We start from the raw sequence: 24,512 nt of genomic DNA on the forward strand, positions 1-24,512 counted from the left end.
CAATCCCAGCGATCTACTCATGATCCGCTTCCGAATAAAACGTCAATGGCTCAACCGCTTTACTCTGGCCAATCCCATACCAGTCCAGTTTTCGAGTCAGCACCATAAACACACCCAGCAGCCCAAACAGTAGCAACGAGCCCATCAACAACGCGTAATCCTCAGCACTGAGCAAGCCATAAAGCAGGCCATACAACGCCGCCAACCCAAAGGCGAAACTCAAGCCGTGCCCGAAACTGCGCAGCACATGGCAGACATAAAACCCGATCAACACCACACAGGCACTCGCCGACAACAGATAAGCCCAGGCAAACCCAATGTGCTCGGACAGCGACAACAGCAACAGGTAGAAAAACGCCAGCGCGACACCCACCAAAGCGTACTGAATCGGATGCACTGCCATGCTCTTGAGCACCTCGAACAGAAAAAATCCGGCGAAGGTCAGGGCAATGAACAACAGCGCATATTTGATCGCCCGGTCGCTCTTGAGGTACTGATCCACCGGTTCGATGAAGCTCACCCCAAAGCTGCGGCGCTTGAACTCGTCGCAACGCTCGCTGGCCAGGCAGTTGGACAGGGCTTCTTCGAGGTTGGTGGAGAAGAACGAGGTCTGCCAATTCGCGGCAAAGCCGTCTGCGCTGATTTCACGCTGGGTCGGCAGGTAGTTGCCGATGAAGCTTGGGTGAGGCCAGTTGGCCGCCAATTGCACCTTGCTGGTTTTGCCCACCGGGGTGATCTGCAACTGGCCGGTGCCTTGCAGGCGCAGGTCGAAGGCGAACGCCAGTTCCGTGGCCTGTCTAGCGTCCAGCCTCGGCAGCGTCACATGCACGCCTTCACCCAGCCAGGCCACTTGTGAGCCCGGAACAAAGTCCAGGTTCTGGCCATTGAGTTCAAGTTTCAGCGCGTTCTCAATCCCGCGGATGTCACTGATGCCGACCGCCAGAAACGTCTGGTCAAACTGATAGTCGACGAAATCTTCCTTGATCCCCAACTGCACGGGAATCGCGAAGTGGCCGCTGATGCGGTTGTCGGCATGGAACAGCCGCGCCTGGTATATCCCCCGCGACCGCAGCTCGGTCTGGACCTTGCCGTCGAGTTCGAACCGTTCAGGCAGGAAGTACAGCCGACCGCGCTCTTCGCCGATCTCCTGATAGCGTTCGCTGGTTTTTGCATCGATTTTCCAGGTACGCACCACTTTGCGATACGGCACCACCATGATCGGGCCGTTCAGTTGCTGGCTGTAGCTGGAGCTGCGGGCGATGTCTTCGAGAACACCGTCGCGCAATTGCTGACGGTCATTGATGATGCCGTTGATCATCAGCAGTGGGATCAGCAACAACAGAATCAAAAGGGCAATCGCCCCCAGTTTTAGGGTCAGGCTGCGGTTCATGGGTCTCTCCCCTGTTTGGATGGGGAGAGTCTGTGGTGGCTGTGTGGGGGTTTTATGGGGGGAATGTGGAGAGTGTGTGGAGAATAAGGATCCGATCTCCTGTGGCGAGGGGGCTTGCCCCCGCTGGGGCGCGTAGGGGCCCCAAAACCAGTCACCGCGGTGTTTCAGGTAAACCCAATGTGCTGGTTTTACGACTGCTGCGCAGCCGAGCGGGGGCAAGCCCCCTCGCCACAACTCAAGGCAGGAGCAGTGTCACCTCTACCCCACCCGGCACATTGCCGATGTGCAATTCACCACCGTGCAACTGCACCACCTCTTCAACAAAGTTCAGCCCAAGCCCGGTGCTTTTGCGCCCGCTGTCCGGGCGCGGCAGGGAGTAGAAGCGCTCGCTCAAACGTGGCAAGGCGTAATCGGGAATCGGGTCGGCCTGGTTGAACAGTTTGAGCTCGATCTGCTCACCCACCCGCTCGGCACTGAATCGCAACACCCCATGAGACGGGATGAAATCCAGCGCATTCTCCAGCAGATTGGCCAAGGCCTGGCGCAACAGAAACGGCTCGCCCAACAGTCTCAATCTCGACGCTATCTGCTGCTCGACCTGTAAATGCTTACGCTCGATCCGCGCACTTCGGGCGCTCAGCAACTCCTCCAGCAACGGCACCAAGGGCACTGCCACTCGCTCCTCCAGCCCCTGGCGCTGCTCGACCAGCGCGAGGTTCAACAGCCGTTCGATCAACTGCTGCATGCGCGCACTTTCGCTGTTGATATTGCTGACGAAGCGCTGCCGTTGCGCTGGCGGCATTTCGTCCTGGAGCAATTCGGCGGCGCCGCGAATCGCCGCCAGCGGGCTCTTCAACTCATGGGTCAGGGTGTGGACATATCGTTCGACGTAAGCCTTGCCCTCAAGCTGGGTACGCATGTGTTCGACCGCTGTGGCCAATTGCTCCAGCTCGCCGCCGCGATATTGCGGCAACTCGGCACGGCGGCCCTCGCTGACGGCCTGGGCATAGGCGGTCAAGCGCCGTAGCGCTGCGCTGAGCCACCAGGACAGCGCGGCGCCGAACAGCAAACCGAGGCTGATCAGCCCCGCGCCATACCACAGCAGACGCCGCTCGGTGCGGTCGACGTAAGGCTGCAACGAACTGTTGGGCTTGGCCACGGTGACCACGCCGATGATCTGGCCGTTGTCGCGGATTGGCGCGCCGACATGCATCACCGATGAGTCGGGATCTGCCGGATCGCTGCGGGTCGAACGGGCGCCGTATTCGCCGCGCAGAGTCAGATAGACGTCATTCCAGCGTGAATAATCCTGTCCCATCGCCACGCCGCTGGAGTCCAGCAGCACGATGCCTCGGGCGTCGGTGACATAGATGCGGTGATTGACCTGGTTCTTTGGCAAGCCCCAGATGGTCGCCGCCGGTTGCCGTTCGCCGTAGGCCTTGAGCAATTCGGCCCAGCGGCTTTGGGCAAGCGTCCCGGACTTGAGGTCATCGCGCAGGACCTCGGCCATCAGGTTGGCGGTGTCCACCAGGGTTTCCTCGGTGGACTGGCGTACGCCGGGGCGGATTTCTTGCATCACGGTGCTGAGCACGAAATAACCGGTGAAGCTGATAAACAGCAGATACACCAGGAAAATCCGCATCCCCAGCGGCATCAGCTGTGCCCCGGACTGTAGCTGTAACCGAGGCCGCGATGGGTCTGGATCGGCTCGGCGTCGGCGGCCACCCTGCGCAATTTCCCTCGCAGGCTTTTGATATGACTGTCGATGCTGCGCTCGTAACCCGCATCCGCGGCCACGCCCAGGGCATCCAGCAACTGCTCGCGGCTGAAGACCCGTTCGGGTTGCTCCACCAGGCATTGCAGCAGACGGAACTCATGACGGGTCAGGCTTAGCGGCTGGCGGCGATAGCTGATCTGCACGCGCTCGCGGTCTATCTGAAACACTCCGCTGGCCACAACGGCGGGTGCCCGCGGCAGGACCCGCTTGAGAATCGTCCGTACCCGTGCAGCGACTTCGCGAGGGCTGAACGGCTTGACCACATAATCGTCAGCACCGATTTCCAGTCCCACCACCCGATCGATCTCCCCGTCGCGGGCGCTGAGGAACATCACCGGCACTTCGCTGAAACGCCGTAATTGCTTGCAGGTTTCAAAGCCGCTGATATCCGGCAGGCCGATATCGAGAATGATCAGGTCTGCCGGCATCGCACGCTGATGCTCCAGAGCCGCCTGGCCGAGGCTCAGCCAAGTCGTGGCAAAGCCCTCGCCCTGCAAGGCGAATATCAGGGTATCGGCAATCGCGGCTTCGTCTTCGACAATCAGGATATGGGGCATGGCGTCCGAGCACAGAGATTTCGTTACCGAAAGGTGCAGGATCGTTCAATCGCCGTCAATCAGCAGTCGGGTTTGTCCGCCGTAAACCGTTTCGCCGGGTTCACCGCCGCATCAAACTCGCGCAAGGCCTTGGAACCGATCAGCAACGGATAATTAAAGCTGCTGCGGTCGGTCAGGTTGACCTCGACGGTGCGCTTGACCTTGCCCAGGCACAGTTCCAGGTCGACCACCGGGCGCTTGGTGGGTGCGGCCGTGTCCTCGTCATCCTCGTCTTCTTCGGTGCGGGTTTTGATTTTGCTGATGCGTGCGACCTTGTGCTCGTAGACCTTGTTGCTCGCGCCTTTGGTGGCCAGGCGGAAGCGCACCCAGTCTTCGCCGTCACGGGTAAAGGTTTCGATGTCCTTGGCCGACAGGGATGCGGTCAGGGCGCCGGTGTCCATTTTGGCCTTGAGGGTTTCACCGCCGATTTCCGGCAGTTGAATGTATTCGTAGCGCCCGTAAAGGGTCGGCTCGGCGGCCATGACCGGCAGGGCCAGGAGGGATAACAGTGCAAGGACGGATTTCACGATGGGAGGGTTCCTTGTGGGAAATGGAGCAGTGACGCTGAATTCTAGACCGCAGAAAACAGGGTAAGTTGGAAAGATGCCTGAGTTGACACAAATCCTGTGGCGAGGGAGCTTGCTCCCGCTGGGGCGCGTAGCGGCCCCAAAATCTGCAATCGCGATATATCAGGTAGATCGCATTTAGCAGGTTTTACGACTGCTGCGCAGCCGAGCGGGAGCAAGCTCCCTCGCCACAAGGGATTTGCGTCGTTAATAACAAACCACCCTACCCAACCAAAGGTGAAACATTTGTCAGTTGGCCGGATTGACCTGCCGCCTGAAGCAAGGATCTGCAGATCACCAAAACCGCCTGCAAGCTGTTCAAGCGCCAGCCAGTGACCGTGATCAACTACCGACGCCTTGCGCGCCGCGCGCCGTTGAATCAGCTGCCGATACCCGTGCCCCAGATCCCGCCCAGGTTTTGCAGCAGCGAGCCGCCCAAGCCCTGTTGACCGAGGTATTGCAGGATCACCGGGGCAAACTGGCCGATCATCCCGCTGTCCATGCCCAGGGCACTGAAGGCGTTGTTCAGGTCGTTGGTGTCTTTGACGTTGCCCAGCAAACCGTCCAGCGCCGACGATTCACCGGACTTGCCGAGCAACCCGCCCAAAGCGCCCAGGCCACCCAGCGCACCTAGCGCGCCATTGCCCGAGATCTGATCCAGGCCCGGCACGCTTTTGCTCAGCTGCGAATAGTCGGTGGTGCTCAGCTGATTCTTCGCCAGCCCGAGCATGGCGCCGGTGCCGCCGATCGCCTGCTCTGGGGTGATGTTGAGCTGCGACCCCAGGGTATTGAGCAACCCGGCGGCTTTGGGCGCGGCCTCCACTGTCGCGTCACCTTTGTTATTGCCTTGTGCGCCGGAGACTGCACTGGCCACATCGTTCAGGTTGAAAGCCGCGAAGACCGGGCTTGCCGCCAGGGTCAACAGCGAAGCCAGTGCAACACCGCGTGAAATCTTCATCGAGACAACCTCTTGGGCCATGAATACCACCCCGCAATGAGTGGTGCAAAACAGTCCGTTGGACTGGCCGGAATGGGGTTTGTTCCCAGCGTCCAGTGCGCTGCCTCAACTCGCCGAAAAATAGTTCCCACAGCCTGCATCCAGGATTCCCCAGCCTGCGTATATCAAAAGAACCGGTGCCGGATCACCTATGGCAGGCCATCACCGCACGGATCGAACCGCAACAATTGCATGTAGCAGAAAAACGCTCGCTCCGGCATTGGCTGCGCATCACTGCTGTGGTGTGTTCACTGGTGCTGGCCGTGACCCTGGGCATGCTCTACAACCGCGACGACACCCGCTACAGCGCCACCCTGCTCAGCGTCACCGAGCAACCGGCGTTGCGGATCCAGGCCCATGACGACTACCTGCAAGTCGAACCGCTGACCCTCGCCGCCATCGATCCGGGTCGCAGCCTGGAACTGTGGGCTATCAGGCCTGACGGCAAACCGGTGTCCCTCGGCGTACTGCCGGCCGGCGGCAAGGGGCGGGTCAGCCTGAGTGAAGAACAGCAAGCGTTGCTCGACACGCCGATTGCCCTGGCGGTCAGCCTTGAGCCACAAGGCGGTTTACCGACCGGGCATCCGACCGGGCCGGTGTTGTATCAGGGGCAGTTGGCGGCGTTGTAAAACCTTTGAGGAGGTGAATGTCAGTTAAGCACTGGGCGTCCCCAAAAGATCGCAGCCTGCGGCAGCTCCTACAGAAGCAGCGAAATACCCAGCCCCCTTGTAGGAGCTGTCGAGTGGAGCGAGGCTGCGATCTTGGCGATCTCGCACGCCCCGAAAGTCTTTGGTTTACGTCGAAGCACCGCGCATTTCTCATAACTGACCGCCAGCCCCCTCACCACAAGAAATTGCGCTCGGCGCAGGGTCTTACGTCAATCTCGGAAATCCCCTCGCGCTTGCGCCTTGCACCGTTCGGAGCATGAAGTTTATAGTCCGCTCGTCGCCCACATAGCGACCAGGTTTGGCGACCTGACGAATATATGGTCAAAAGCTTCCTGCTTTTTTGACAGGATCTTTTGCACCCGCAAAGCTGCGTTATGGCGGCTGTGCGCGGGAGACCTTCGGGTCTGCCGGTTTTTTCCGTGTGTTCCCGGTTCGCCAACCTGCGTACAGCTGCCACCCTTTCGTTTGGCGACGATTGAGTGGTGGCCCTAACCGAATCGCGGAGCTTCCTTATGAACCGTTACATGCCTATCACCGGAATCGACAACGACTTCCACTCCCTGCTGATCGACACCCAAGCCCCACTCGACGTCCTGCACGACACCGCCACCTACCGCATCCTCGCCGTGACCCAACTGCTGGAAAACCTCGCCCTGCGCGAAGAAATCCACTCCGACACCGTAGTCCTCCACGACTTTGCTCGGGTCCTCGCCATCCCCTTGCGCGACGGCTGCGACCTGATGGACGTGATCGGGCGGCGCTTGCAGGCCCAGGCGTCCTCATAAACGAAAACGGGCGACATCAAGGTCGCCCTTTTTGTAGCCGATAACGGATAGGCAGTTGATAACTCTGTCTTTTTATTATTCAGACTCCCCACTATTTTTGCGACAGACAACCGTCTATCCGAAATCCCTGACGTGACGATGCAACCTGTAATTTCTGACAGTAGACGAAATATCGCCCGGAATTTATAACTTTATCGACAGGCTCTACTTCGCTGCATGATCAATAATAAGGATATACCGATGGCCCTCTTTGACTACGCTGCATACCCGAAGAACCACATTCACAAAACCAAATATGGCGAAGTAGTAGCCAATACATTCAAAGAAGCAGATGAGAAAATCAAAAAGCTCTTCCCCTATCCATTAGAAAGAACGGAGTTATCCCTACTCCTCGAATCTTCTGACACTGAAACTGAGTTTGAAACTGAAGAGCTTTCTGAGAAAAGCAATAACGGACATATTCTACTGTCTCAGGATGAAGATGAGCAATTGAATGTCTCCCCTATAAAAACCAGGAAACCCGCACACCCTAGCAGTTCTGCTAGTAGGCAGCGCTGGCCAATTGCGCGAGAGTAGTAGCCTGAATCGACGGACCTTTCAGGGAACCCACCCCATGCCGACGAACCGCGAAGTTCTGCTCTGCCGCTACCACTACGACCCTCTGGATCGCCTGGCCGCTTGCACGCTATCGAAGCAGACGAGCACCCAGCGCTTCTACCTGAAAGACCGCCTGACCACCGAGATTCAAGACCAGGTGCACCGTTCGATCTTCCAGCACGAGGATCAACTGCTGGCGCAACAACAGCGCCAGGACGACACCGTCGAAACCACCTTGCTTGCCATCGATCAACAACGCTCGGTATTGAACGCACTCGACGCAACGCAGCCTCATCCCCTCGCCTACACAGCCTACGGCCATCGCCCAACGGAAAACGGCTTGCTCAGCCTGCTCGGCTTCAACGGCGAACGGCCTGATCCTGTGACCGGACATTATTTATTGGGCAATGGTTATCGGGCGTTTAACCCGGTGCTGATGCGGTTCAACAGCCCGGACAGTTGGAGCCCATTTGGGAAGGGAGGGTTGAATGCGTATGCATATTGCGTGGGGAATCCGGTGAATCGAGTGGATCCGACAGGGCATGCAGGTTTTTGGAAGTTTCTGCAAAGGACTTGGAAAAATCTTGGGCCAAAGCCAAAGCCAAAGCCAACGCCAACGCCAACGCCAACGCCAACGCCAACGCATATCGGTCTTGACGACATGCCCAATGAAATATTGGAGAACATATTTGGAAACCTTCAGGGCAAAGATCTTGCAAACGTCTCCCGTACTTCAAAGCGTATGAACGAGTCTGTTGATGCTTTATCCTCTAGAAACATGACAGACCTTATTGCAAAAACACCTGAGAATCGCCTCTTGCCACTCATATTAGATACCGGACTCGGGAATACCAGAGGAGTAGCACCCTCCGCAGCCGTCCAATCGGGTTTAACCCTTCCAGATGTACAAAGAAACTATCCATCAGCGCTGGTAATGGGTATAGGTTCTGAACTCCACGCATTTGGTCCTATGTTTGCGATACTTGAACCACCCGCCCAATTGGCATCAAGCTTATGAAGTGGAAATTGGCTTTGATCGACAATCGCAAAAAGGGCGACATCACGTCGCCCTCTTCTCTTGCATAAAGCCCTTACGCCGCACTAAACAACTTATGCGGATCAATCACAAATTTCTTTGGCACGCCCGCATCGAACTCACCATACCCACGTGGCGCGTCATCCAAGCTAATAACCTCAACCCCAACGATGTCGGCAATGTGAATACGGTCCCACATGATCGCCTGCATCAACTGACGGTTGTACTTCATGACCGGGGTCTGGCCGGTGTGGAAGCTGTGGGATTTGGCCCAGCCCAGACCGAAGCGGATGCTCAGGCTGCCCATTTTTGCGGCAGCGTCGACAGCACCTGGATCTTCAGTAACGTAGAGGCCGGGGATGCCGATTTTGCCGGCTACGCGGACCACGCCCATCAACGAGTTGAGAACGGTGGCCGGTGCTTCGTGTTTCACGCCGTCATGGCCGTGACCGCGGGCTTCGAAGCCTACGGCGTCGACGGCGCAATCGACTTCTGGTTCGCCCAGTAGTGCAGCGATCTGTTCGTGCAGCGGGGTGTCCAGGGACAGGTCGGCTATTTCGAAGCCCTGGGCCTTGGCGTGGGCCAGGCGGACCGTGTTGACGTCACCGATGATCACTACCGCCGCGCCCAGCAGGCGAGCGGAAGCGGCAGCGGCCAGACCGACCGGGCCGGCGCCAGCGATGTACACGGTGCTGCCTGGACCAACGCCAGCGGTCACTGCGCCGTGGTAGCCGGTCGGCAGGATGTCGGAGAGGCAGGTCAGGTCGCGGATTTTTTCCATGGCCTTGTCGCGATCAGGGAGCTTCAGCAAGTTGAAGTCGGCATATGGCACCATCGCGTATTCGGCCTGGCCACCGGTCCAGTCGCCCATGTCGACATAGCCATAGGCACCGCCGGGACGTGCCGGGTTGACGCTCAGGCAGACACCGGTGTGCTGCTCTTTGCACGAACGGCAACGGCCACATGCAACGTTGAAGGGTACCGATACCAGGTCGCCGATCTGCAGGTTCTCGACATCACGGCCCTTCTCGATCACTTCACCGGTGATCTCGTGGCCCAGGACCAGGCCGGTCTGGGCGGTGGTGCGGCCGCGCACCATGTGCTGGTCGGAACCACAGATGTTGGTGGACACCACACGCAGGATGACACCGTGTTCGATCTTCCTGCCGCGCGGGTCCTGCAATTTGGGATAGTCGATTCTCTGTACTTCGACCTGGCCATTGCCGAGATACACGACACCACGATTACCAGACATGCTTTCACCTCGCTGTTGTTTTTATGTTGCGGTCGCGTTGCCCTGGAGCGGCAGCGCGTTGATTGCTTGGGTTATTGCCTGTGTGTTTTTGTGTTGTTGGGGAGGGCCTCATCGCGAGCAAGCTCGCTCCCACATTGGATTTAGGGTGTGTCTGAGATTTGTGTACTCACACAAATCCCCTGTGGGAGCGAGCTTGCTCCGGGCGGCGTTCCGACGATGGCGATCTAAAGAACAACCGTTCTGTTTGCGTTGAGAAACACACGCCTTTCAATGTGATACCCAACCGCCCGCGCCAACGTCAGCCCTTCGATATCCCGCCCTTTGGCGATCAAGTCTTCGGGGTAATGACTGTGGTCCACCACTTCCACGCCCTGGGCGATGATCGGGCCTTCGTCCAGGTCGTTGTTGATGTAGTGCGCGGTGGCGCCGACCAGTTTCACGCCCTTGTTGTAGGCCTGGTGATAGGGCTTGGCGCCTTTGAAACCGGGCAACAGGGAGTGATGAATGTTGATCGCCTTGCCGTCGAGTTTGCGGCACAGCTCCGGCGACAGCACTTGCATGTAGCGGGCAAGGATCACCAGTTCGGCGCCGGACTCTTCGATGACCTGCCAGACCTGACGCTCTTGGGACGGCTTGTCGTTCGGGTCCAGCGGGAAGTGGTAGTAGGGAATCTGGTGCCAATCGGCCAGCGGCTTGAGGTCCGGGTGGTTGGAGACCACCGCGGCCACGTCCATGGACAACTGGCCGATGCGCTGGCGGTAGAGCAAGTCGTTAAGGCAGTGATCGGCCTTGGAGACCATGATCACTACTTTGGGCCGGTGGTGCGGCGGAGTCAGTTCGAAGATCATGCCGAACGCGTCAGTCCGCTCGGCCAGACCGGCGCGGAATGCCTGTTCGTCAAAGCCGTCGGGCTGACGGAATTCCACGCGAATGAAAAAGCGGCCGGAAAGCCGATCATCGAAGGAATGGTGTTCGGTGACGTAGCAACCCTGTTCGAACAGAAAACGGGTCACCGCATCCACGGTGCCGAGGACGCTTGGGCAATCGGCGGTCAGAATCCATGTGTCTGGGGCGCGGCTCATAGTGCGGTGACTCCTGATTTGTTGTTTAGGGTGTCAGGGAGATCGACCCCTCACCCCAACCCTCTCCCCAGAGGGGCGAGGGAGCTGACCGAGTTGTTCTCGGGACTTACTGCGACCTGCGAGATTCGGTCGAACTCAGGACTTGAAAACGCTAGAGATCTGCTCCCTTTCCCCCCTCTCCCACTGGGGAGAGGGCTGGGGTGAGGGGTCGATCTTCAGGGAGCCCTCCATCTCCAGGTCAACTCGCCCTGCTTTTAAGCCTGAACGCTCAGACCGTATTCAGCAGCCGCATCCTGCAACCACAGCCACCAGTAATCGGCGAAGCTGCGACGGATCACCAGTTCCCAGGTGTCTTCGGCGGTATGGCGGATCACCAGTTGTGACTTGGCGAACACCGTGCCGACGGCTTTGCCCACCGGGAAGTTGTTGGGGTGGACGTCGTAGCTGGTGGATTTCATCAGCACTTCGCGGACTTTCGGGCCGCTCAGTTCGAGCAGCTGTTGGCCGCCGCTGACGTTGACGATGGAGATGTGCAGACTACCCAGCGCTTCACGGAGTTTTTTCTCGGCTGCGAATTCTTCACCGGTCGGGACGATCAGCAGCCATTCATCCGGCCCCAGCCATTGCAGGCTGGTTTCGCCCTTGGCGACGACGGTCAGGGCCACTGGCAATTCCAGGCCCAGGGCCTTGTGCACGCCAGCGGCGAACGCTGGATCATGACCGTTGCCACGGAGGGTCAGATGGCCGAGGAGTTTCTTGTCACGCACGGTCACGCCGGCGTTTTTGCGACCCTTGCCCACCAGGCTGGCGAGGTCTGCGTGATGCAGCGGCGACTCGGCCTTGGCCCCGGTGGTTGGGCGTTGTTGGTAAACATTGGCTGCGGTCATAAAGCACCTGTCTTGAATTCTGTTGTGCTTGCGAAAGTGGTGTCGATCACTAAACCCGTAGCAGCTGGCGAAGCCTGCGTTCGGCCGCGAAGCGGTCGTAAACAACCCAACCGCGATTCGCCTGCCGAAACCGAGAGCAACGGATTGCGACCGCTCCGCGCTCGAACGCAGCCTGCGGCAGCTGCTACAGGGACTGCGTCAACCCAGCATCAAATGTTCTGGCGATCACCTTTCGGATCGAAGAACACCGAAGAAACGATTTCCGCTTCGATCACGCTGCCGTCTGCCAGCGGTGCGAACACGCGCTCACCGATACGCTTCAAGCCGCCCTTTACCACGCCCATGGCAAACGAATAGCCCAAGGAGTTGTGCAGGTAGCTGGAAGTAACGTGACCGACCATGCTCATCGGGATCGCTTGCTTGGTGTTGAACACAAGCTGCGCGCCTTCAGGCAGCCATTTGGTCGGGTCGATGGGTTTGAGGCCCACCAACTGTTTGCGTTGATCACGCACGCAGTCTTCACGGTTCATACCGCGCCAGCCGATCCACGAGAACGGTTTGGTCCGGCCAACGCACCAGCCCATGTTCAAGTCGTCCGGGGTCATCGAGCTGTCGGTGTCCTGGCCGACGATGATGAAGCCCTTCTCGGCCCGCAGGACGTGCATGGTTTCGGTGCCGTACGGGGTCAGGTTGTATTTTTTGCCCGCCTCGACGATTTTCTCGAGCACGCCCATGGCGTAGTCGGCCTGGACGTTGACTTCGTACGACAGCTCACCGGTAAACGAGATCCGGAATACCCGCGCCGGCACACCGCCGACCAGACCTTCTTTCCAGGTCATGAACGGGAAGCCGTCCTTGTCCAGGTCGATGTCGGTGACTTCGCTGAGCAGCTTGCGGCTGTTCGGCCCGGACAGGGTCATGGTCGCCCAGTGGTCAGTGACCGAGGTGAAGTACACCTTGAGGTCTGGCCATTCGGTCTGCTGGTAGATTTCCAGCCATTGCAGCACGCGTGCAGCGCCGCCGGTAGTGGTGGTCATCACGAAGTGGTTGTCCGCGAGACAGGCCGTAACGCCGTCGTCGAAGACCATGCCGTCTTCTTTGCACATCAGCCCGTAACGGGCCTTGCCCACATCGAGCTTGGTCCAGGCGTTGGTGTAGACGCGGTTGAGGAACTCCCGCGCATCCGGGCCCTGGATATCGATCTTGCCCAGGGTCGATGCATCGAGCAGGCCGACGCTGTCGCGCACGGCCTGGCATTCGCGTTTGACGGCGGCATGCAGGTCTTCACCGTTTTTCGGGAAGTACCATGGACGCTTCCACTGGCCGACGTCTTCGAACTCGGCGCCGTTTTTCACGTGCCAGGCTTGCAAGGCGGTATAACGCACCGGTTCGAAGATATGACCACAGTGACGACCGGCTACTGCGCCGAAGGTTACCGGCGTGTAGTTCGGGCGGAACATGGTGGTGCCCATTTGCGGGATGGTCACGTTCAGCGAACGCGCCGCGATGGCCAGACCGTTGACGTTGCCCAGTTTGCCCTGGTCGGTACCGAAGCCCAGTGCGGTGTAGCGTTTAACGTGTTCGACCGACTCGAAGCCTTCGCGGGTCGCCAGTTCGATGGCGGCGGCGGTGACGTCGTTCTGCAGGTCGACGAATTGCTTCGGCGCCCGTGCGGTGGTTTTTTCGTGGGGCACCTGGAACAGCGCCAGGGTTGGCTCTTCCAGACGGCTGAGGGCTTTGGGCAGCACGCCTTCGACCGCTTTGAAGCCGGCTTCGCTGGCAGCGCGCACGCCGCCTTCAAAACCGTCGGCCAAGGTATCGCCGAGGCTGTACACGCCATTCACGCCGCCGACGCACACGCGTTTCTGCGGTGCTTCGCCCGGTACGAAACCGAGGATATCTTCACGCCAGATTGGCTTGCCGCCCAGGTGCGAAGCCAGGTGAACCACCGGGCTGTAGCCGCCGGAACTGGCCATCAGGTCGCAGTCCAGCCATTCACCAGGACTGGTCACGGCATGCGCTTTGACATCGATGGCGGCAACGCGAACTGCGGTCACGTGTTTGCTGCCGCGCGCTTCAATCACTGCGCTGCCGGTCAGGATGCGGATGCCTTTGGCCCGAGCTTCTTCTACCAGCGCGCCGCGAGGATTGCTCCGTGCGTCGGCGATGGCCACCACTTGCAGGCTGGCGTCGAGCCAGTCCAGCGCCACGCGGTAAGCGTGATCGTTGTTGGTGGAGAGCACGAGTTTTTTGCCCGGTGCCACGCCGTAACGACGCACGTACGTCGAGACTGCACCGGCCAGCATGTTGCCCGGCACGTCGTTGTTGCCGTAGACCAGTGGACGCTCGTGGCTGCCTGTGGCCAGCACCACGCGTTTGGCGCGAACCCGGTGAATACGCTGACGCACTTGACCGATCGGTGCGCGGTCGCCGAGGTGATCGGTGAGGCGCTCGTGAATGGTCAGGAAGTTATGGTCGTGGTAGCCGTTGACCGTGGCGCGTGGCAACAGCAGCACGTCCGGCAGGGATTTGAGCTCAGCGATGACGCTGGCGACCCATTCGGCGGCCGGTTTGCCATCGAGGCTTTCACGGGAATCGAGCAGGCTGCCGCCGAACTCTTCCTGCTCGTCCGCCAGAATCACCCGGGCACCGCTGCGTGCCGCCGCCAAAGCAGCCGCCAGGCCAGCAGGGCCGCCGCCGACGATCAGCACGTCGCAGTGCCGGTTCATGTAGTCGTAGGTGTCCGGATCGTTCTCGGTCGGCGAGCGGCCAAGACCTGCGGCCTTGCGAATGTACTTCTCGTAGGTCATCCAGAACGATTGCGGGTACATGAAGGTTTTGTAGTAGAAGCCCGGCGGCATCAGCTTGCCGCCGACCTTGCCGAGAATCCCCATCATGTCGTTGTTGACGCTCGGCCAGCCGTTGGTGCTGGTGGCGACCAGGCCCTGGTACAGCGCTTGTTGCGTGGCGCGTACGTTCGGGATCTGCGTGGCTTCGGTGGCGCCGATCTGCAGCACCGCGTTCGGCTCTTCGGCACCGGCGGCGAAAATGCCGCGCGGCCGGGAGTATTTGAAGCTGCGACCGATGATGTCGACACCGTTGGCCAGCAAGGCTGCGGCCAGGGTGTCGCCTTCGAAGCCTTTGTAGCTCTGGCCGTTGAAGGTGAAGCTCAAGACTTTGTTGCGGTCGATCCGGCCGCCGTTGGACAGACGATTGATCTGGCTCATACCTTCTCTCCCAGACCAGTGGCGACTTTCGTCGTTTCTGTCTTGCCGGTGAATTGCGGCTTGGCGCCGATCTTGTAGGTTTCGAGAATCTCGTAAGTCACGGTGTCACGGGTAGCGTTGAAGTACTGACGGCAACCGGCGACGTGGTCCCACAGTTCGTGGTGCAACCCGCGTGGGTTGTCACGGAAGAACATGTAGTCGCCCCACTGTTCGTCGGTGCAGGTGTTCGGGTCCAGTGGGCGCGGGATGTGCGCCTGGCCGGAGGCGTGGAATTCCTCTTCGGAGCGCAACTCGCCGCAGTGAGGACAGAAGATGTGCAACATAGGGATTTCTCCTGTTAGTGGGCGACAGCTGCAGCGCCGTGTTCGTCGATCAACGCACCGTTGTGGAAACGGTCGATGGAGAATGGAGCAGCCAATGGGTGCATTTCACCCTTGGCCAGGCTTGCGGCAAATACGTTGCCCGAGCCAGGTGTCGCTTTGAAGCCACCGGTACCCCAACCGCAGTTGAAGAACATGTTCGGCACCGGCGTCTTGGAGATGATCGGGCACGCGTCCGGCGTGGTGTCGACGATGCCGCCCCACTGACGGTTCATGCGCACGCGGGACAACACCGGGAACATCTCGACGATGGCCTGAATGGTGTGTTCGATCACCGGGTATGAACCACGCTGGCCATAGCCGTTGTAGCCGTCGATACCGGCACCGATCACCAGGTCGCCCTTGTCGGACTGGCTGATGTATCCGTGTACGGCGTTGGACATGATCACGCTGTCGATAATCGGCTTGATCGGCTCGGACACCAGCGCTTGCAGCGGGTGGGATTCGATCGGCAGACGGAAACCGGCGAGCTTGGCCATGTGCCCGGAGTTACCGGCAGTGACCACGCCGACGCGCTTGGCGCCGATGAAGCCCTTGTTGGTTTCAACGCCGATGCACACGCCGTTTTCCTTGCGGAAACCGATCACTTCGGTCTGTTGAATCAGGTCCACGCCCAGGGCGTCGGCGGCACGGGCAAAGCCCCAGGCCACGGCATCGTGACGGGCGACGCCGCCGCGACGCTGAACGGTCGCGCCGATGATCGGGTAACGGGTGTTCTTCGAGCAATCCAGGTACGGAATCTCGTCCGCCACCTGCTTGGCGTTGAGCAGTTCGCCATCGACGCCGTTGAGGCGGTTGGCGCTGACCCGACGCTCGGAATCACGAATATCCTGCAGGGTGTGGCACAGGTTGTAGACGCCACGCTGGGAGAACATCACGTTGTAGTTCAGGTCCTGGGACAGGCCTTCCCACAGTTTCATCGCGTGTTCGTACAGGTGCGCCGACTCGTCCCACAGGTAGTTGGAGCGAACGATGGTGGTGTTGCGCGCGGTGTTACCGCCGCCCAGCCAGCCTTTTTCGACCACGGCCACGTTGGTGATGCCGTGTACCTTGGCCAGGTAGTAAGCGGTCGCCAGACCATGCCCGCCACCGCCGACGATGACCACGTCATAGACCTTTTTCGGGGTCGGCGTGCGCCACATTTTCTGCCAGTTTTCATGGTGGCTGAGGGAGTGCTTGAAGAGGCCGAAGCCCGAGTAGTGCTGCATAGTCATTTACTCCAAAACTGCTCTCAGCGGTAAACCGGGAAGTCCGCGCACAGGGCTGCCACATTCTTCGCCACATCGGCCTCGACATCGGCATCGCCGAGGTTATCGAGGATGTCGCAGATCCAGCCGGCCAGCTCGACACACTGAGCGACCTTGAAGCCGCGAGTGGTGACTGCAGGGGTGCCGATCCGCAGGCCCGAGGTGACGAATGGCGACTGTGGATCGTTCGGCACGGCGTTCTTGTTCACGGTGATGTGAGCACGACCCAAGGCGGCGTCGGCTTCTTTACCGGTGAGGCCCTGACGAATCAGGCTGACCAGGAACAGGTGGTTGTCGGTGCCGCCGGACACTACATCGTAGCCGCGTTTGATAAATACGCTGGCCATGGCCTGGGCGTTGTCGATCACTTGTTGCTGATAGACCTTGAAGCCGGGCTCCAGCGCTTCCTTGAAGCACACTGCCTTACCGGCGATCACGTGCATCAACGGGCCGCCCTGGCCGCCGGGGAAGACCGCGGCCTGGAGCTTTTTCTCAAGGTCCGGGTTGGCCTTGGCCAGGATCAGGCCGCCACGTGGGCCACGCAGGGTTTTGTGGGTAGTGGTGGTGACCACGTCGGCATACGGCAGTGGGTTCGGGTACAGACCGGCAGCCACCAGACCGGCAACGTGAGCCATGTCGACGAACAGATAGGCACCCACCTTGTCGGCGATCTGACGGAAGCGTGGGAAATCCAGGGTTTTCGAGTAGGCCGAGAAGCCGGCGATGATCATTTTTGGCTTGTGCTCGACCGCCATGCGCTCGACTTCGTCGTAATCGATCAGCCCGGTGACCGTGTCGATGCCATATTGCACGGCGTTATAGAGCTTGCCGGAGAAGCTGACCTTGGCGCCGTGGGTCAGGTGACCGCCGTGGGCCAGGCTCATGCCCAGTACGGTATCGCCGGCCTGCAACAGAGCGAGGAACACCGCGGCGTTGGCCTGGCTGCCGGAGTGCGGCTGGACGTTGGCGTAGTCGGCACCGAACAGCTGCTTGGCGCGTTCGATGGCCAGCGCCTCGACCTTGTCGACGTGTTCGCAACCGCCGTAGTAACGCTTGCCCGGATAGCCTTCGGCGTATTTGTTGGTCAGGCCGCTGCCTTGCGCTTCCATGACGCGTTTGCTGGTGTAGTTCTCCGACGCGATCAGCTCGATGTGATCTTCCTGACGCTGCTCCTCGGCATTCATCGCTGCCAACAGTGCATCGTCATAACCCTGGATTTGGTCTTGTTTGCTGAACATCGCGTCTCTCCCAGCGGCGGCGGTGCGCCATTCGTCTCGGTGAGGCCCCTGCCCTGAGACAGTGCCCTTTGGATGCGATGGTATGGCTGGCGCAGACAGGCCAAATGCCCATGGACGCCACGCAAAGGTGCGTTTACGACATGGGGTGTGGGAGCGGGCTTGTGAGGGGGCTTGTCGGAACGCCGCATCGCCCCGTTCGGCTGCGAAGCAGTCGTAAAATCGGCTAGTGGGATTGTCCAGACAGACCGCATTCGCTGACTTTGGGCCTGCTGCGCAGTCCAGCGGGGGCAAGCCCCCTCGCCACAGGTGATGTGTGCCACAGGGGATTACGCCAAGACTTCTCGAAGCGCCGAAAGAGCGAGGAAATGCACGGGATAGAGCGCATACGCCCAGCGACGCATCGGGGGTGGCGAGCATTGGCCCATATGCCGCAACAGCAGCAGGCCGATCAACGGTGCGACCAGGCAGGCGGTGAGACCGAGGATCGCCACGCTATCGCCATCAGCGACGCCGGGCAGCAGAATTTGCCACTGATTGGCCGCCAGACATACCGCCCCTGGCAACAGGCTGTAATACCAGGGCCGCCGCAGCACCAGCAGGGTGGCCAGCGGCAGCAAGACTCCGAAGAAACCGAACATCAGTCGCTCAGGGAACAGCCAGGCCAAAAGCAGCGCCGCCACCGCCAGCAGCTGCGCCTGAGCCGTTCGATGCTGCCAGCCACGCGCAACCAGCAAACCCAGGATCAGGCTGGGCAAGACGTTGAGGGTGTCCGGGTGGAGAATGAACAGCCGATAGGGAATCTCGCTCAGCAGGCTGAACAGCAGTAGCCAGCCCAGGTAACGCCACTGCCCATCGGCGCCCGGCCGGACAGCCCGGGCCAGATTGACCGCCATCGCCAGGCAGAACCACGGAAACGCCAGGCGTCCGGGCACATAAAGCCCATCGAGGCTCAAACCGACGTACCGCAGGTGATCAAGCACCATGCTCAACAGCGCCAGCCATTTGAGCAGATCCAACGCACCGTCGCGGACAGGTGTTGCAGGCTTCATGGAAGAGTCGCGCATAATCCCTCAAGTAGTTTGCATTTTTCCTACAGAAACTGGGCGTGTGCTACTCCGCCAATCTTGGGTAAAGTGCCCACCATCATCGACCACGCTGCTCTCAACCACGGAAGACGGCCATGACCGACAAGAGCCAACAATTCGCCAGCGACAATTATTCCGGCATCTGCCCTGAAGCCTGGGCCGCCATGGAGCAGGCCAATCATGGCCACCAACGCGCTTATGGCGATGATGAGTGGACCGCCCGCGCCGCCGATCATTTCCGCAAGCTGTTCGAAACCGACTGCGAAGTGTTCTTCGCCTTCAACGGCACCGCGGCCAACTCCCTGGCCTTGTCTTCGTTGTGCCAGAGTTACCACAGCGTGATCTGCTCGGAAACCGCCCACGTCGAAACCGATGAATGCGGCGCTCCGGAGTTTTTCTCCAACGGCTCCAAGCTGCTCACCGCCCACACTGAAAACGGCAAGCTGACCCCGGAATCGATCCGCGAGATCGCCCTCAAGCGCCAGGACATCCACTACCCGAAACCACGGGTAGTGACCCTGACCCAGGCGACCGAGGTCGGTAGTGTTTATCGCCCGGAAGAAATCCGTGCCATCAGCGCCACGTGCAAGGAGCTGGGCCTGAACCTGCACATGGACGGCGCGCGTTTCTCTAACGCCTGTGCGTTCCTCGACTGCTCGCCAGCAGACCTGACCTGGAAGGCCGGGGTCGACGTGCTGTGTTTCGGCGGCACAAAAAATGGCATGGCGGTGGGTGAGGCGATTCTGTTCTTCAACCACAAGCTGGCCGAAGACTTCGACTACCGCTGCAAACAGGCCGGGCAGCTTGCTTCCAAGATGCGTTTCCTCTCCGCCCCCTGGGTCGGCATTCTGGAACACGACGCCTGGCTCAAACACGCGCATCACGCCAACCACTGCGCGCAACTGCTGAGCAGTCTGGTCGAGGACATTCCAGGGGTGGAATTGATGTTCCCGGTGGAAGCCAACGGAGTATTCCTGCAACTCTCGGAACCGGCCATCGCTGCCCTGACGGCCAAGGGCTGGCGCTTCTACACCTTCATAGGTAATGGCGGCGCGCGCTTCATGTGCTCGTGGGACACCGAGGAAGACCGGGTACGAGAACTGGCGGCCGATATTCGCGAAGTGATGTCGCACTGAATCCGCCCAAGGGCTGGCTTGCGGACGCCCGTCGCCCACATAGGCCTGATACATACCGCGTGAATCGGCGGCCTGGTGGTGCTGGTCGCCCTGGCACTGACCGCCTGGAGCGGTCGCCTCGATCGCCTGGGACCGGTGTATGCAGGGTCTGCCAAAGGTATGGCACGGGTGGTGGGCGGTCATTGAGCCGCCGCCGCTGAACCAACGCAGCCTTCAGCGTGGGAGCGAGCTTGCTCGCGATGGACTCAAGGGCGGCGCGTTTATTCAGAAAACACGCGTTATCGTTAACGACCATCGCGAGCAAGCTCGCTCCTACAGGGCGGCGCGTTTATTCAGAAAACACGCGTTATCGTTAACGGCCATCGCGAGCAAGCTCGCTCCCACAGGCATTGGAGCAGGCTCGCTCCCACAGGGGTTGGTGGTAGTAGATATCTGCGCCGTCCGTAAACCCGTCGAAACTTTCCCGCCCACAACACAGTCATCAAAAGAACGGAGGTCATCCGGCGCGACACGACGGGAGGACGCATGGCGGCGATTCATATCGGTATTTCCGGCTGGCGCTATAAACCTTGGCGAGGTGACTTCTACCCCGAAGGACTGACCCAGAACCGCGAGTTGCAGTTCGCTTCGCGGGCGGTCAACAGCATTGAAATCAACGGTTCGTTCTATGCGCTGCAAACGCCTCAGCGCTATGCCGACTGGTACGCCGACACCCCGCAAGACTTCGTCTTCAGCGTCAAGGCACCCCGCTACATCACCCATATTCTGCGTCTGCGGGACGTTCATAAACCCCTGGCCAATTTTTTCGCCTCCGGGGTGCTGGAGCTCAAGGAAAAACTCGGCCCGATCCTCTGGCAGTTCCCACCGAGTTTTAAGTTCGACCCCGAATTGTTCGAAGCCTTTCTGGCCCAGATCCCGGCGAATACCCAACAGGCAGCAGCCCTCGCCCGCCAGCATGAAACCCGCTTGAACGGCAAAGCCAGCATGAAGGCTCACGGAAAAAAACCACTGCGGCACGCCGTGGAAATCCGCCACGAAAGTTTTGTGGTCCCGGAGTTTGTCACCCTGCTCAAGCGCTATGGCGCCGCGCTGGTCATCGCCGATACGGCCGGCAAGTGGCCCTATCGTGAGGACCTGACCAGTGACTTTGTGTATGTGCGTCTGCATGGCGACAAACAGCTCTACGCCAGCGGTTACACAACCGAGGCACTGAAGCGCTGGGGCGAGCGGATCAACGCCTGGAGCCACGGCAAACAACCGTCCGATGCGCAATTGATCGATCGCCAGCACAAGCCTGAAGCGCGGAAAACCCGCGAGGTATTTTGTTATTTCGACAATGACCTCAAGGTTCGCGCGCCCTTCGATGCTCGCAGCCTATTGCAACGTCTGGGTCTGGATCACGCGCTGGCGACCGAGCCGGGCAAATCGCCGGAACCCGGGGTATTGCCATGAGCCTGCGGGAGCCGACAAGCGAACATTGCGATATCACACCAGGCACCACGCAGGTCTGCCGCTTCACCGTGCTGACCGTCAATATCCACATGGGTTTCACCGCCCTCAACCGACGTTTTATCTTGCCGGAACTGCGCGAAGCGGTGCGTAGCGTGTCCGCCGATGTGGTGTTTCTCCAGGAGGTGCACGGCCTCCACGAGCCTCATTCACGGCGGTACAACAACTGGCCGACAATGCCGCAGTACGAATTCCTCGCCGACAGCATCTGGCCGCAGTTCGCCTATGGACGCAATGCGGTCTATCCCGCGGGCGACCATGGCAATGCGCTGTTGTCGAAATTCCAGATCATTCGCCATGACAATCTCGACGTATCGATCTCCGGGCGGGAAAACCGCGGGCTGTTGCATTGCGTATTACGCTTGCCCGGTGACGGCCGTGAAGTCCACGCGATTTGCGTCCACCTTGGGTTGCTCGAATCCCATCGCCGCCAGCAGTTGCAACTCTTGGCGCAACGTTTGGGAGAACTGCCCGCAGACACCCCCGTGATTGTCGCTGGCGACTTCAACGATTGGCGCCAGCGTGCCGATGCGCTACTCCAACCCTGCGGCTTGCGCGAAGTATTCGCCGAACACTTTGGCAAACCGGCGCGCAGTTTCCCGGCGCGCCTGCCTGCATTGCGTCTGGACCGGATTTACGTGCGCAATCTGAAGGCGCAGCATCCGCAAGTATTGAAGGCACGCCCGTGGTCCCACCTGTCTGATCATGCGCCGCTGTCGGTGGAGGTCGAGCTATGAGCAGCACGCCGATGGAAAAAAATCCGCTGGACCACTTATCCACAACCCAATCCCTTCGGGACCGGACGGTTGAAGATATCGAGTACGACTGGCAGAGCAACAACCGGGTCGTGCTGCTGGAAAATGGCGAAGCGTATTTTCCCAGAGTGTTCGAAGCCCTGCGCCAGGCGCAGAGCGAAATCCTCATCGAGACCTTCATTCTGTTTGAGGACAAGGTGGGCAATGAGCTGCAAAGCATCCTGATCGAGGCAGCACAACGAGGCGTGCGGATCACCATGAGCCTGGACGGATTCGGCTGCGGCGAGCTGAGCACTGAATTCCTCGCAGCCCTGAGCGCCGCCGGAGTACGCCTGCAAATATTCGATCCGGCGCCGCTGACCCTCGGCTTGCTGCGGACTAACTGGTTCCGTCGCCTGCATCGCAAGATCGTGGTGGTCGACGGCGAAATCGCCTTCCTTGGCGGGATCAATTTTTCCGCCGATCACCTCGCCGACTTCGGTCCCGAAGCCAAGCAGGATTACGCGGTCGAGGTGCAGGGCCCGGCGGTGGTCGACATCCATCATTTCGCCCTGCTGCAAAGTGGCCGGCCGGCCCATGCCAAATACTGGTGGCAACGCCGCCGCAGACGTCGCTCGGAATTGGCCTTCAGCGAACATGACGGTCAGGTGCGACTGGTCTATCGCGACAATCGCGAACATCAGACCGATATCGAAGAGGTTTACCGCCAGGTCTTGCGCAGCGCAAAACGTCGGGTGGTGATCGCCAACGCCTACTTCTTTCCGGGCTATCGCTTGCTGCGCGAAATCCGCAACGCGGCACGACGCGGGGTTGAGGTTCGTCTGATTCTGCAAGGCCAGCCGGACATGCTGATCGCCAAACTGGCGGCGCGTATGACCTATGACTACCTGCTCAAGGATGGCGTGGCCATCTACGAGTATTGCGACCGACCACTGCACGGCAAAGTCGCGCTGGTGGATGAGGAATGGAGCACTGTAGGTTCGAGCAACCTGGACCCCTTGAGCCTGTCGCTGAATCTGGAAGCCAATGTGCTGATTCGCGACCGCGAGTTCAATCGCGAACTGTTCGAGCGCCTGGATCAGCTAAGCCGCGAGCATTGCAAGTGCATGCCGCAAAACCGCTCCCCGCGCGGACTGCTATGGCGGATGACGATAGGCTTTCTGGTGTTCCACTGCCTGCGGCACTTCCCGGCCTGGGCCGGTTGGCTGCCGGCGCATAAACCGCGGCTCAAACCTTTTGCCCATCCGCAGCAAACGTCGAAGGCTACTCGGGAGCAAGCACCATGAGCCAACCCGAATCACACCCGGCGCAAAATGGCTCCGATGCCAAACATGGTTGGAAACGCTGGAAGCGGCCACTGACGGTGGTGTTTTTTTTACTGCTGATTGTGCTGTTCACCCTGCTGGCAAGGCGTATCGACTGGAGCGAGGTAATCGGCACCCTGGCTGACTTCAAGGTGCGCACGCTGATCATCGCCGCCAGCCTGACCCTGGTGAGTTTCCTGGTGTACGCCTGCTTTGATCTGATCGGCCGCACCTATATCCGCCAGAATCTGGGCTGGCGGCAGATTCTGCCCGTGGGAATCATCAGTTATGCCTTCAACCTCAACCTTAGCGCGTGGGTCGGCGGTATTGCCATGCGCTATCGACTGTATTCGCGGCTGGGGGTAAGTACAGCCAATATCGCGAAAATTCTCGGCCTGAGCCTGGCCACCAACTGGTTGGGTTACATGTTGCTGGCCGGATCGGTGTTCAGCAGCGGGCTGGTCAGGCTGCCACCCAGCTGGAAGCTCAGCAGCGATGCCTTGCAAGGGGTGGGGCTGCTGTTGTTGTTACTGAGTGCGAGCTATCTGGTGGCCTGCCGCTTTTCCAGGCGACGCACCTGGACTCTGCGCGGTATCGAAATCAACCTGCCATCGCTGCGCATGGCCTTGTTGCAATTATTCCTGGGGGCGCTGAACTGGTCGTTGATGGCCGCGGTGATTTTCACTTTGCTGCCCAAGCAACTCGACTACCCGCTGGTGCTGGGGGTGTTGTTGATCAGCAGCATTGCCGGGGTGATAACTCATATCCCGGCCGGGCTCGGCGTGCTGGAAGCGGTGTTCATCGCGCTGCTGCAACATGAGGTGTCACGGGGCAGTCTGCTGGCCGGGCTGATTGCCTACCGTGCGGTCTATTTCATTGTGCCGCTGTTGATTGCGCTGGTGATGTTCCTGGTGGTCGAGGCCAAGGCGAAGGCGTTGCGGGTGGAGAAGAAGCCGGCGGGGTGAGCTGAGATTGTGGTGAATCGGAGGCCGTTG

Annotated in this window: 21 protein-coding genes and 3 pseudogenes; 11 read left to right on the forward strand and 13 right to left on the reverse strand. The window is 59.9% G+C overall.

Features of this window, described 5'->3' with window-relative positions:
* Window positions 1-13 precede the first annotated feature (13 nt).
* From creD to F8N21_RS15155, 4 genes are all read right to left on the reverse strand, one after another.
* Window positions 14-1,390 carry a cell envelope integrity protein CreD gene (creD, locus tag F8N21_RS15140; protein WP_150642905.1) on the reverse strand — a complete coding sequence of 459 codons (1,377 nt, stop codon included), beginning with the start codon at window positions 1,388-1,390 and terminating at the stop codon, window positions 14-16.
* Between the two features lie 235 nt (window positions 1,391-1,625).
* On the reverse strand, window positions 1,626-3,044 hold the full coding sequence (gene creC / locus F8N21_RS15145) for a two-component system sensor histidine kinase CreC (protein WP_150642906.1): 1,419 nt from the start codon (window positions 3,042-3,044) through the stop codon (window positions 1,626-1,628).
* Window positions 3,044-3,724, reverse strand: a complete 681-nt coding sequence (gene creB, locus F8N21_RS15150; protein WP_150642907.1) for a two-component system response regulator CreB — start codon at window positions 3,722-3,724, stop codon at window positions 3,044-3,046. Before creB ends, creC begins: the two co-directional genes overlap by 1 nt.
* Window positions 3,725-3,783: 59 nt before the next feature.
* Entirely contained in the window at window positions 3,784-4,290 is a 507-nt protein-coding gene (locus tag F8N21_RS15155; RefSeq protein WP_150642908.1) for an ATP-dependent zinc protease, read from the reverse strand.
* A gap of 320 nt (window positions 4,291-4,610) precedes the next feature.
* Between F8N21_RS15155 and F8N21_RS31485 the strand changes: the two are divergent.
* Window positions 4,611-4,703 (forward strand): annotated as a pseudogene (locus F8N21_RS31485) (acyltransferase); the annotation flags it as partial.
* A 5-nt stretch (window positions 4,704-4,708) separates the two neighbouring features.
* Here F8N21_RS31485 and F8N21_RS15160 read toward each other — a convergent pair.
* Entirely contained in the window at window positions 4,709-5,287 is a 579-nt protein-coding gene (locus F8N21_RS15160; RefSeq protein ID WP_150642909.1) for a DUF2780 domain-containing protein, read from the reverse strand.
* 161 nt (window positions 5,288-5,448) lie between these two features.
* Between F8N21_RS15160 and F8N21_RS15165 the strand changes: the two are divergent.
* The 4 genes and pseudogenes from F8N21_RS15165 to F8N21_RS15180 form a co-directional block, all read left to right on the forward strand.
* Window positions 5,449-5,955: pseudogene (locus F8N21_RS15165) on the forward strand (anti-sigma factor domain-containing protein); the annotation flags it as partial.
* A 551-nt stretch (window positions 5,956-6,506) separates the two neighbouring features.
* Window positions 6,507-6,779: a hypothetical protein gene (locus F8N21_RS15170; RefSeq protein ID WP_150642911.1), complete on the forward strand. Its 273-nt coding sequence runs from the start codon at window positions 6,507-6,509 to the stop codon at window positions 6,777-6,779.
* Between the two features lie 240 nt (window positions 6,780-7,019).
* Window positions 7,020-7,355 carry a hypothetical protein gene (locus tag F8N21_RS15175; RefSeq protein WP_150642912.1) on the forward strand — a complete coding sequence of 112 codons (336 nt, stop codon included), beginning with the start codon at window positions 7,020-7,022 and terminating at the stop codon, window positions 7,353-7,355.
* Window positions 7,356-7,392: 37 nt separating this feature from the next.
* Window positions 7,393-8,394: an RHS repeat-associated core domain-containing protein gene (locus tag F8N21_RS15180; RefSeq protein ID WP_150642913.1), complete on the forward strand. Its 1,002-nt coding sequence runs from the start codon at window positions 7,393-7,395 to the stop codon at window positions 8,392-8,394.
* Window positions 8,395-8,467: 73 nt separating this feature from the next.
* Here the strand turns inward: F8N21_RS15180 and fdhA are convergent, their stop codons facing one another.
* From fdhA to F8N21_RS15220, 8 genes are all read right to left on the reverse strand, one after another.
* Window positions 8,468-9,667, reverse strand: coding sequence for a formaldehyde dehydrogenase, glutathione-independent (fdhA, locus tag F8N21_RS15185; RefSeq protein ID WP_150642914.1), 1,200 nt, complete (start codon window positions 9,665-9,667; stop codon window positions 8,468-8,470).
* A 224-nt stretch (window positions 9,668-9,891) separates the two neighbouring features.
* Window positions 9,892-10,749, reverse strand: coding sequence for a formyltetrahydrofolate deformylase (gene purU, locus F8N21_RS15190; protein WP_150642915.1), 858 nt, complete (start codon window positions 10,747-10,749; stop codon window positions 9,892-9,894).
* A 254-nt stretch (window positions 10,750-11,003) separates the two neighbouring features.
* On the reverse strand, window positions 11,004-11,636 hold the full coding sequence (locus F8N21_RS15195; protein WP_150642916.1) for a sarcosine oxidase subunit gamma: 633 nt from the start codon (window positions 11,634-11,636) through the stop codon (window positions 11,004-11,006).
* Window positions 11,637-11,845: 209 nt separating this feature from the next.
* Window positions 11,846-14,863: a sarcosine oxidase subunit alpha gene (locus F8N21_RS15200; RefSeq protein ID WP_150642917.1), complete on the reverse strand. Its 3,018-nt coding sequence runs from the start codon at window positions 14,861-14,863 to the stop codon at window positions 11,846-11,848.
* Window positions 14,860-15,186, reverse strand: coding sequence for a sarcosine oxidase subunit delta (locus F8N21_RS15205; RefSeq protein ID WP_150642918.1), 327 nt, complete (start codon window positions 15,184-15,186; stop codon window positions 14,860-14,862). Before F8N21_RS15205 ends, F8N21_RS15200 begins: the two co-directional genes overlap by 4 nt.
* 14 nt (window positions 15,187-15,200) lie before the next feature.
* Window positions 15,201-16,451 (reverse strand): sarcosine oxidase subunit beta family protein, encoded by a 1,251-nt coding sequence (locus F8N21_RS15210; RefSeq protein WP_150642919.1) that lies wholly within the window; start codon window positions 16,449-16,451, stop codon window positions 15,201-15,203.
* A 23-nt stretch (window positions 16,452-16,474) separates the two neighbouring features.
* Window positions 16,475-17,728: a serine hydroxymethyltransferase gene (glyA, locus tag F8N21_RS15215; protein ID WP_150642920.1), complete on the reverse strand. Its 1,254-nt coding sequence runs from the start codon at window positions 17,726-17,728 to the stop codon at window positions 16,475-16,477.
* Window positions 17,729-18,054: 326 nt separating this feature from the next.
* Window positions 18,055-18,792 carry a TraX family protein gene (locus F8N21_RS15220; protein ID WP_224788228.1) on the reverse strand — a complete coding sequence of 246 codons (738 nt, stop codon included), beginning with the start codon at window positions 18,790-18,792 and terminating at the stop codon, window positions 18,055-18,057.
* 116 nt (window positions 18,793-18,908) lie between these two features.
* On the opposite strand from F8N21_RS15220, the gene F8N21_RS15225 reads away from it, so the two are divergent.
* From F8N21_RS15225 to F8N21_RS15250, 6 genes and pseudogenes are all read left to right on the forward strand, one after another.
* Window positions 18,909-19,949 (forward strand): low specificity L-threonine aldolase, encoded by a 1,041-nt coding sequence (locus tag F8N21_RS15225; protein ID WP_150642921.1) that lies wholly within the window; start codon window positions 18,909-18,911, stop codon window positions 19,947-19,949.
* Between the two features lie 30 nt (window positions 19,950-19,979).
* Window positions 19,980-20,135 (forward strand): annotated as a pseudogene (locus F8N21_RS15230) (MFS sugar transporter); the annotation flags it as partial.
* 339 nt (window positions 20,136-20,474) lie between these two features.
* A complete protein-coding gene (locus tag F8N21_RS15235; protein WP_150642922.1) occupies window positions 20,475-21,401 on the forward strand; it encodes a DUF72 domain-containing protein in 927 nt (308 codons plus the stop codon).
* The gene (locus F8N21_RS15240; RefSeq protein WP_150642923.1) at window positions 21,398-22,195 is read left to right on the forward strand and encodes an endonuclease/exonuclease/phosphatase family protein; all 798 of its coding nucleotides are present in this window, start codon (window positions 21,398-21,400) and stop codon (window positions 22,193-22,195) included. The genes F8N21_RS15235 and F8N21_RS15240 overlap by 4 nt, the downstream gene beginning before the upstream one ends.
* Window positions 22,192-23,499, forward strand: a complete 1,308-nt coding sequence (clsB, locus tag F8N21_RS15245; RefSeq protein WP_150642924.1) for a cardiolipin synthase ClsB — start codon at window positions 22,192-22,194, stop codon at window positions 23,497-23,499. Before F8N21_RS15240 ends, clsB begins: the two co-directional genes overlap by 4 nt.
* The gene (locus F8N21_RS15250; protein WP_150642925.1) at window positions 23,496-24,482 is read left to right on the forward strand and encodes a lysylphosphatidylglycerol synthase domain-containing protein; all 987 of its coding nucleotides are present in this window, start codon (window positions 23,496-23,498) and stop codon (window positions 24,480-24,482) included. Before clsB ends, F8N21_RS15250 begins: the two co-directional genes overlap by 4 nt.
* The last annotated feature ends 30 nt before the right edge of the window (window positions 24,483-24,512 follow it).

This window comes from Pseudomonas fluorescens (assembly GCF_902497895.1).
GTDB classification, from domain to species: domain Bacteria; phylum Pseudomonadota; class Gammaproteobacteria; order Pseudomonadales; family Pseudomonadaceae; genus Aquipseudomonas; species Aquipseudomonas fluorescens_BP.

Coding starts and splice junctions, on each gene's coding strand:
- creD (WP_150642905.1), bottom strand. CDS start 1,390: ATGAACCGCAGCCTGACCCTAAAACTGGGGGCGATTGCCCTTTTGATT.
- creC (WP_150642906.1), bottom strand. CDS start 3,044: ATGCCGCTGGGGATGCGGATTTTCCTGGTGTATCTGCTGTTTATCAGC.
- creB (WP_150642907.1), bottom strand. CDS start 3,724: ATGCCCCATATCCTGATTGTCGAAGACGAAGCCGCGATTGCCGATACC.
- F8N21_RS15160 (WP_150642909.1), bottom strand. CDS start 5,287: ATGAAGATTTCACGCGGTGTTGCACTGGCTTCGCTGTTGACCCTGGCG.
- F8N21_RS15170 (WP_150642911.1), top strand. CDS start 6,507: ATGAACCGTTACATGCCTATCACCGGAATCGACAACGACTTCCACTCC.
- F8N21_RS15175 (WP_150642912.1), top strand. CDS start 7,020: ATGGCCCTCTTTGACTACGCTGCATACCCGAAGAACCACATTCACAAA.
- F8N21_RS15180 (WP_150642913.1), top strand. CDS start 7,393: ATGCCGACGAACCGCGAAGTTCTGCTCTGCCGCTACCACTACGACCCT.
- fdhA (WP_150642914.1), bottom strand. CDS start 9,667: ATGTCTGGTAATCGTGGTGTCGTGTATCTCGGCAATGGCCAGGTCGAA.
- purU (WP_150642915.1), bottom strand. CDS start 10,749: ATGAGCCGCGCCCCAGACACATGGATTCTGACCGCCGATTGCCCAAGC.
- F8N21_RS15195 (WP_150642916.1), bottom strand. CDS start 11,636: ATGACCGCAGCCAATGTTTACCAACAACGCCCAACCACCGGGGCCAAG.
- F8N21_RS15200 (WP_150642917.1), bottom strand. CDS start 14,863: ATGAGCCAGATCAATCGTCTGTCCAACGGCGGCCGGATCGACCGCAAC.
- F8N21_RS15205 (WP_150642918.1), bottom strand. CDS start 15,186: ATGTTGCACATCTTCTGTCCTCACTGCGGCGAGTTGCGCTCCGAAGAG.
- F8N21_RS15210 (WP_150642919.1), bottom strand. CDS start 16,451: ATGCAGCACTACTCGGGCTTCGGCCTCTTCAAGCACTCCCTCAGCCAC.
- glyA (WP_150642920.1), bottom strand. CDS start 17,728: ATGTTCAGCAAACAAGACCAAATCCAGGGTTATGACGATGCACTGTTG.
- F8N21_RS15220 (WP_224788228.1), bottom strand. CDS start 18,792: ATGCGCGACTCTTCCATGAAGCCTGCAACACCTGTCCGCGACGGTGCG.
- F8N21_RS15225 (WP_150642921.1), top strand. CDS start 18,909: ATGACCGACAAGAGCCAACAATTCGCCAGCGACAATTATTCCGGCATC.
- F8N21_RS15235 (WP_150642922.1), top strand. CDS start 20,475: ATGGCGGCGATTCATATCGGTATTTCCGGCTGGCGCTATAAACCTTGG.
- F8N21_RS15240 (WP_150642923.1), top strand. CDS start 21,398: ATGAGCCTGCGGGAGCCGACAAGCGAACATTGCGATATCACACCAGGC.
- clsB (WP_150642924.1), top strand. CDS start 22,192: ATGAGCAGCACGCCGATGGAAAAAAATCCGCTGGACCACTTATCCACA.
- F8N21_RS15250 (WP_150642925.1), top strand. CDS start 23,496: ATGAGCCAACCCGAATCACACCCGGCGCAAAATGGCTCCGATGCCAAA.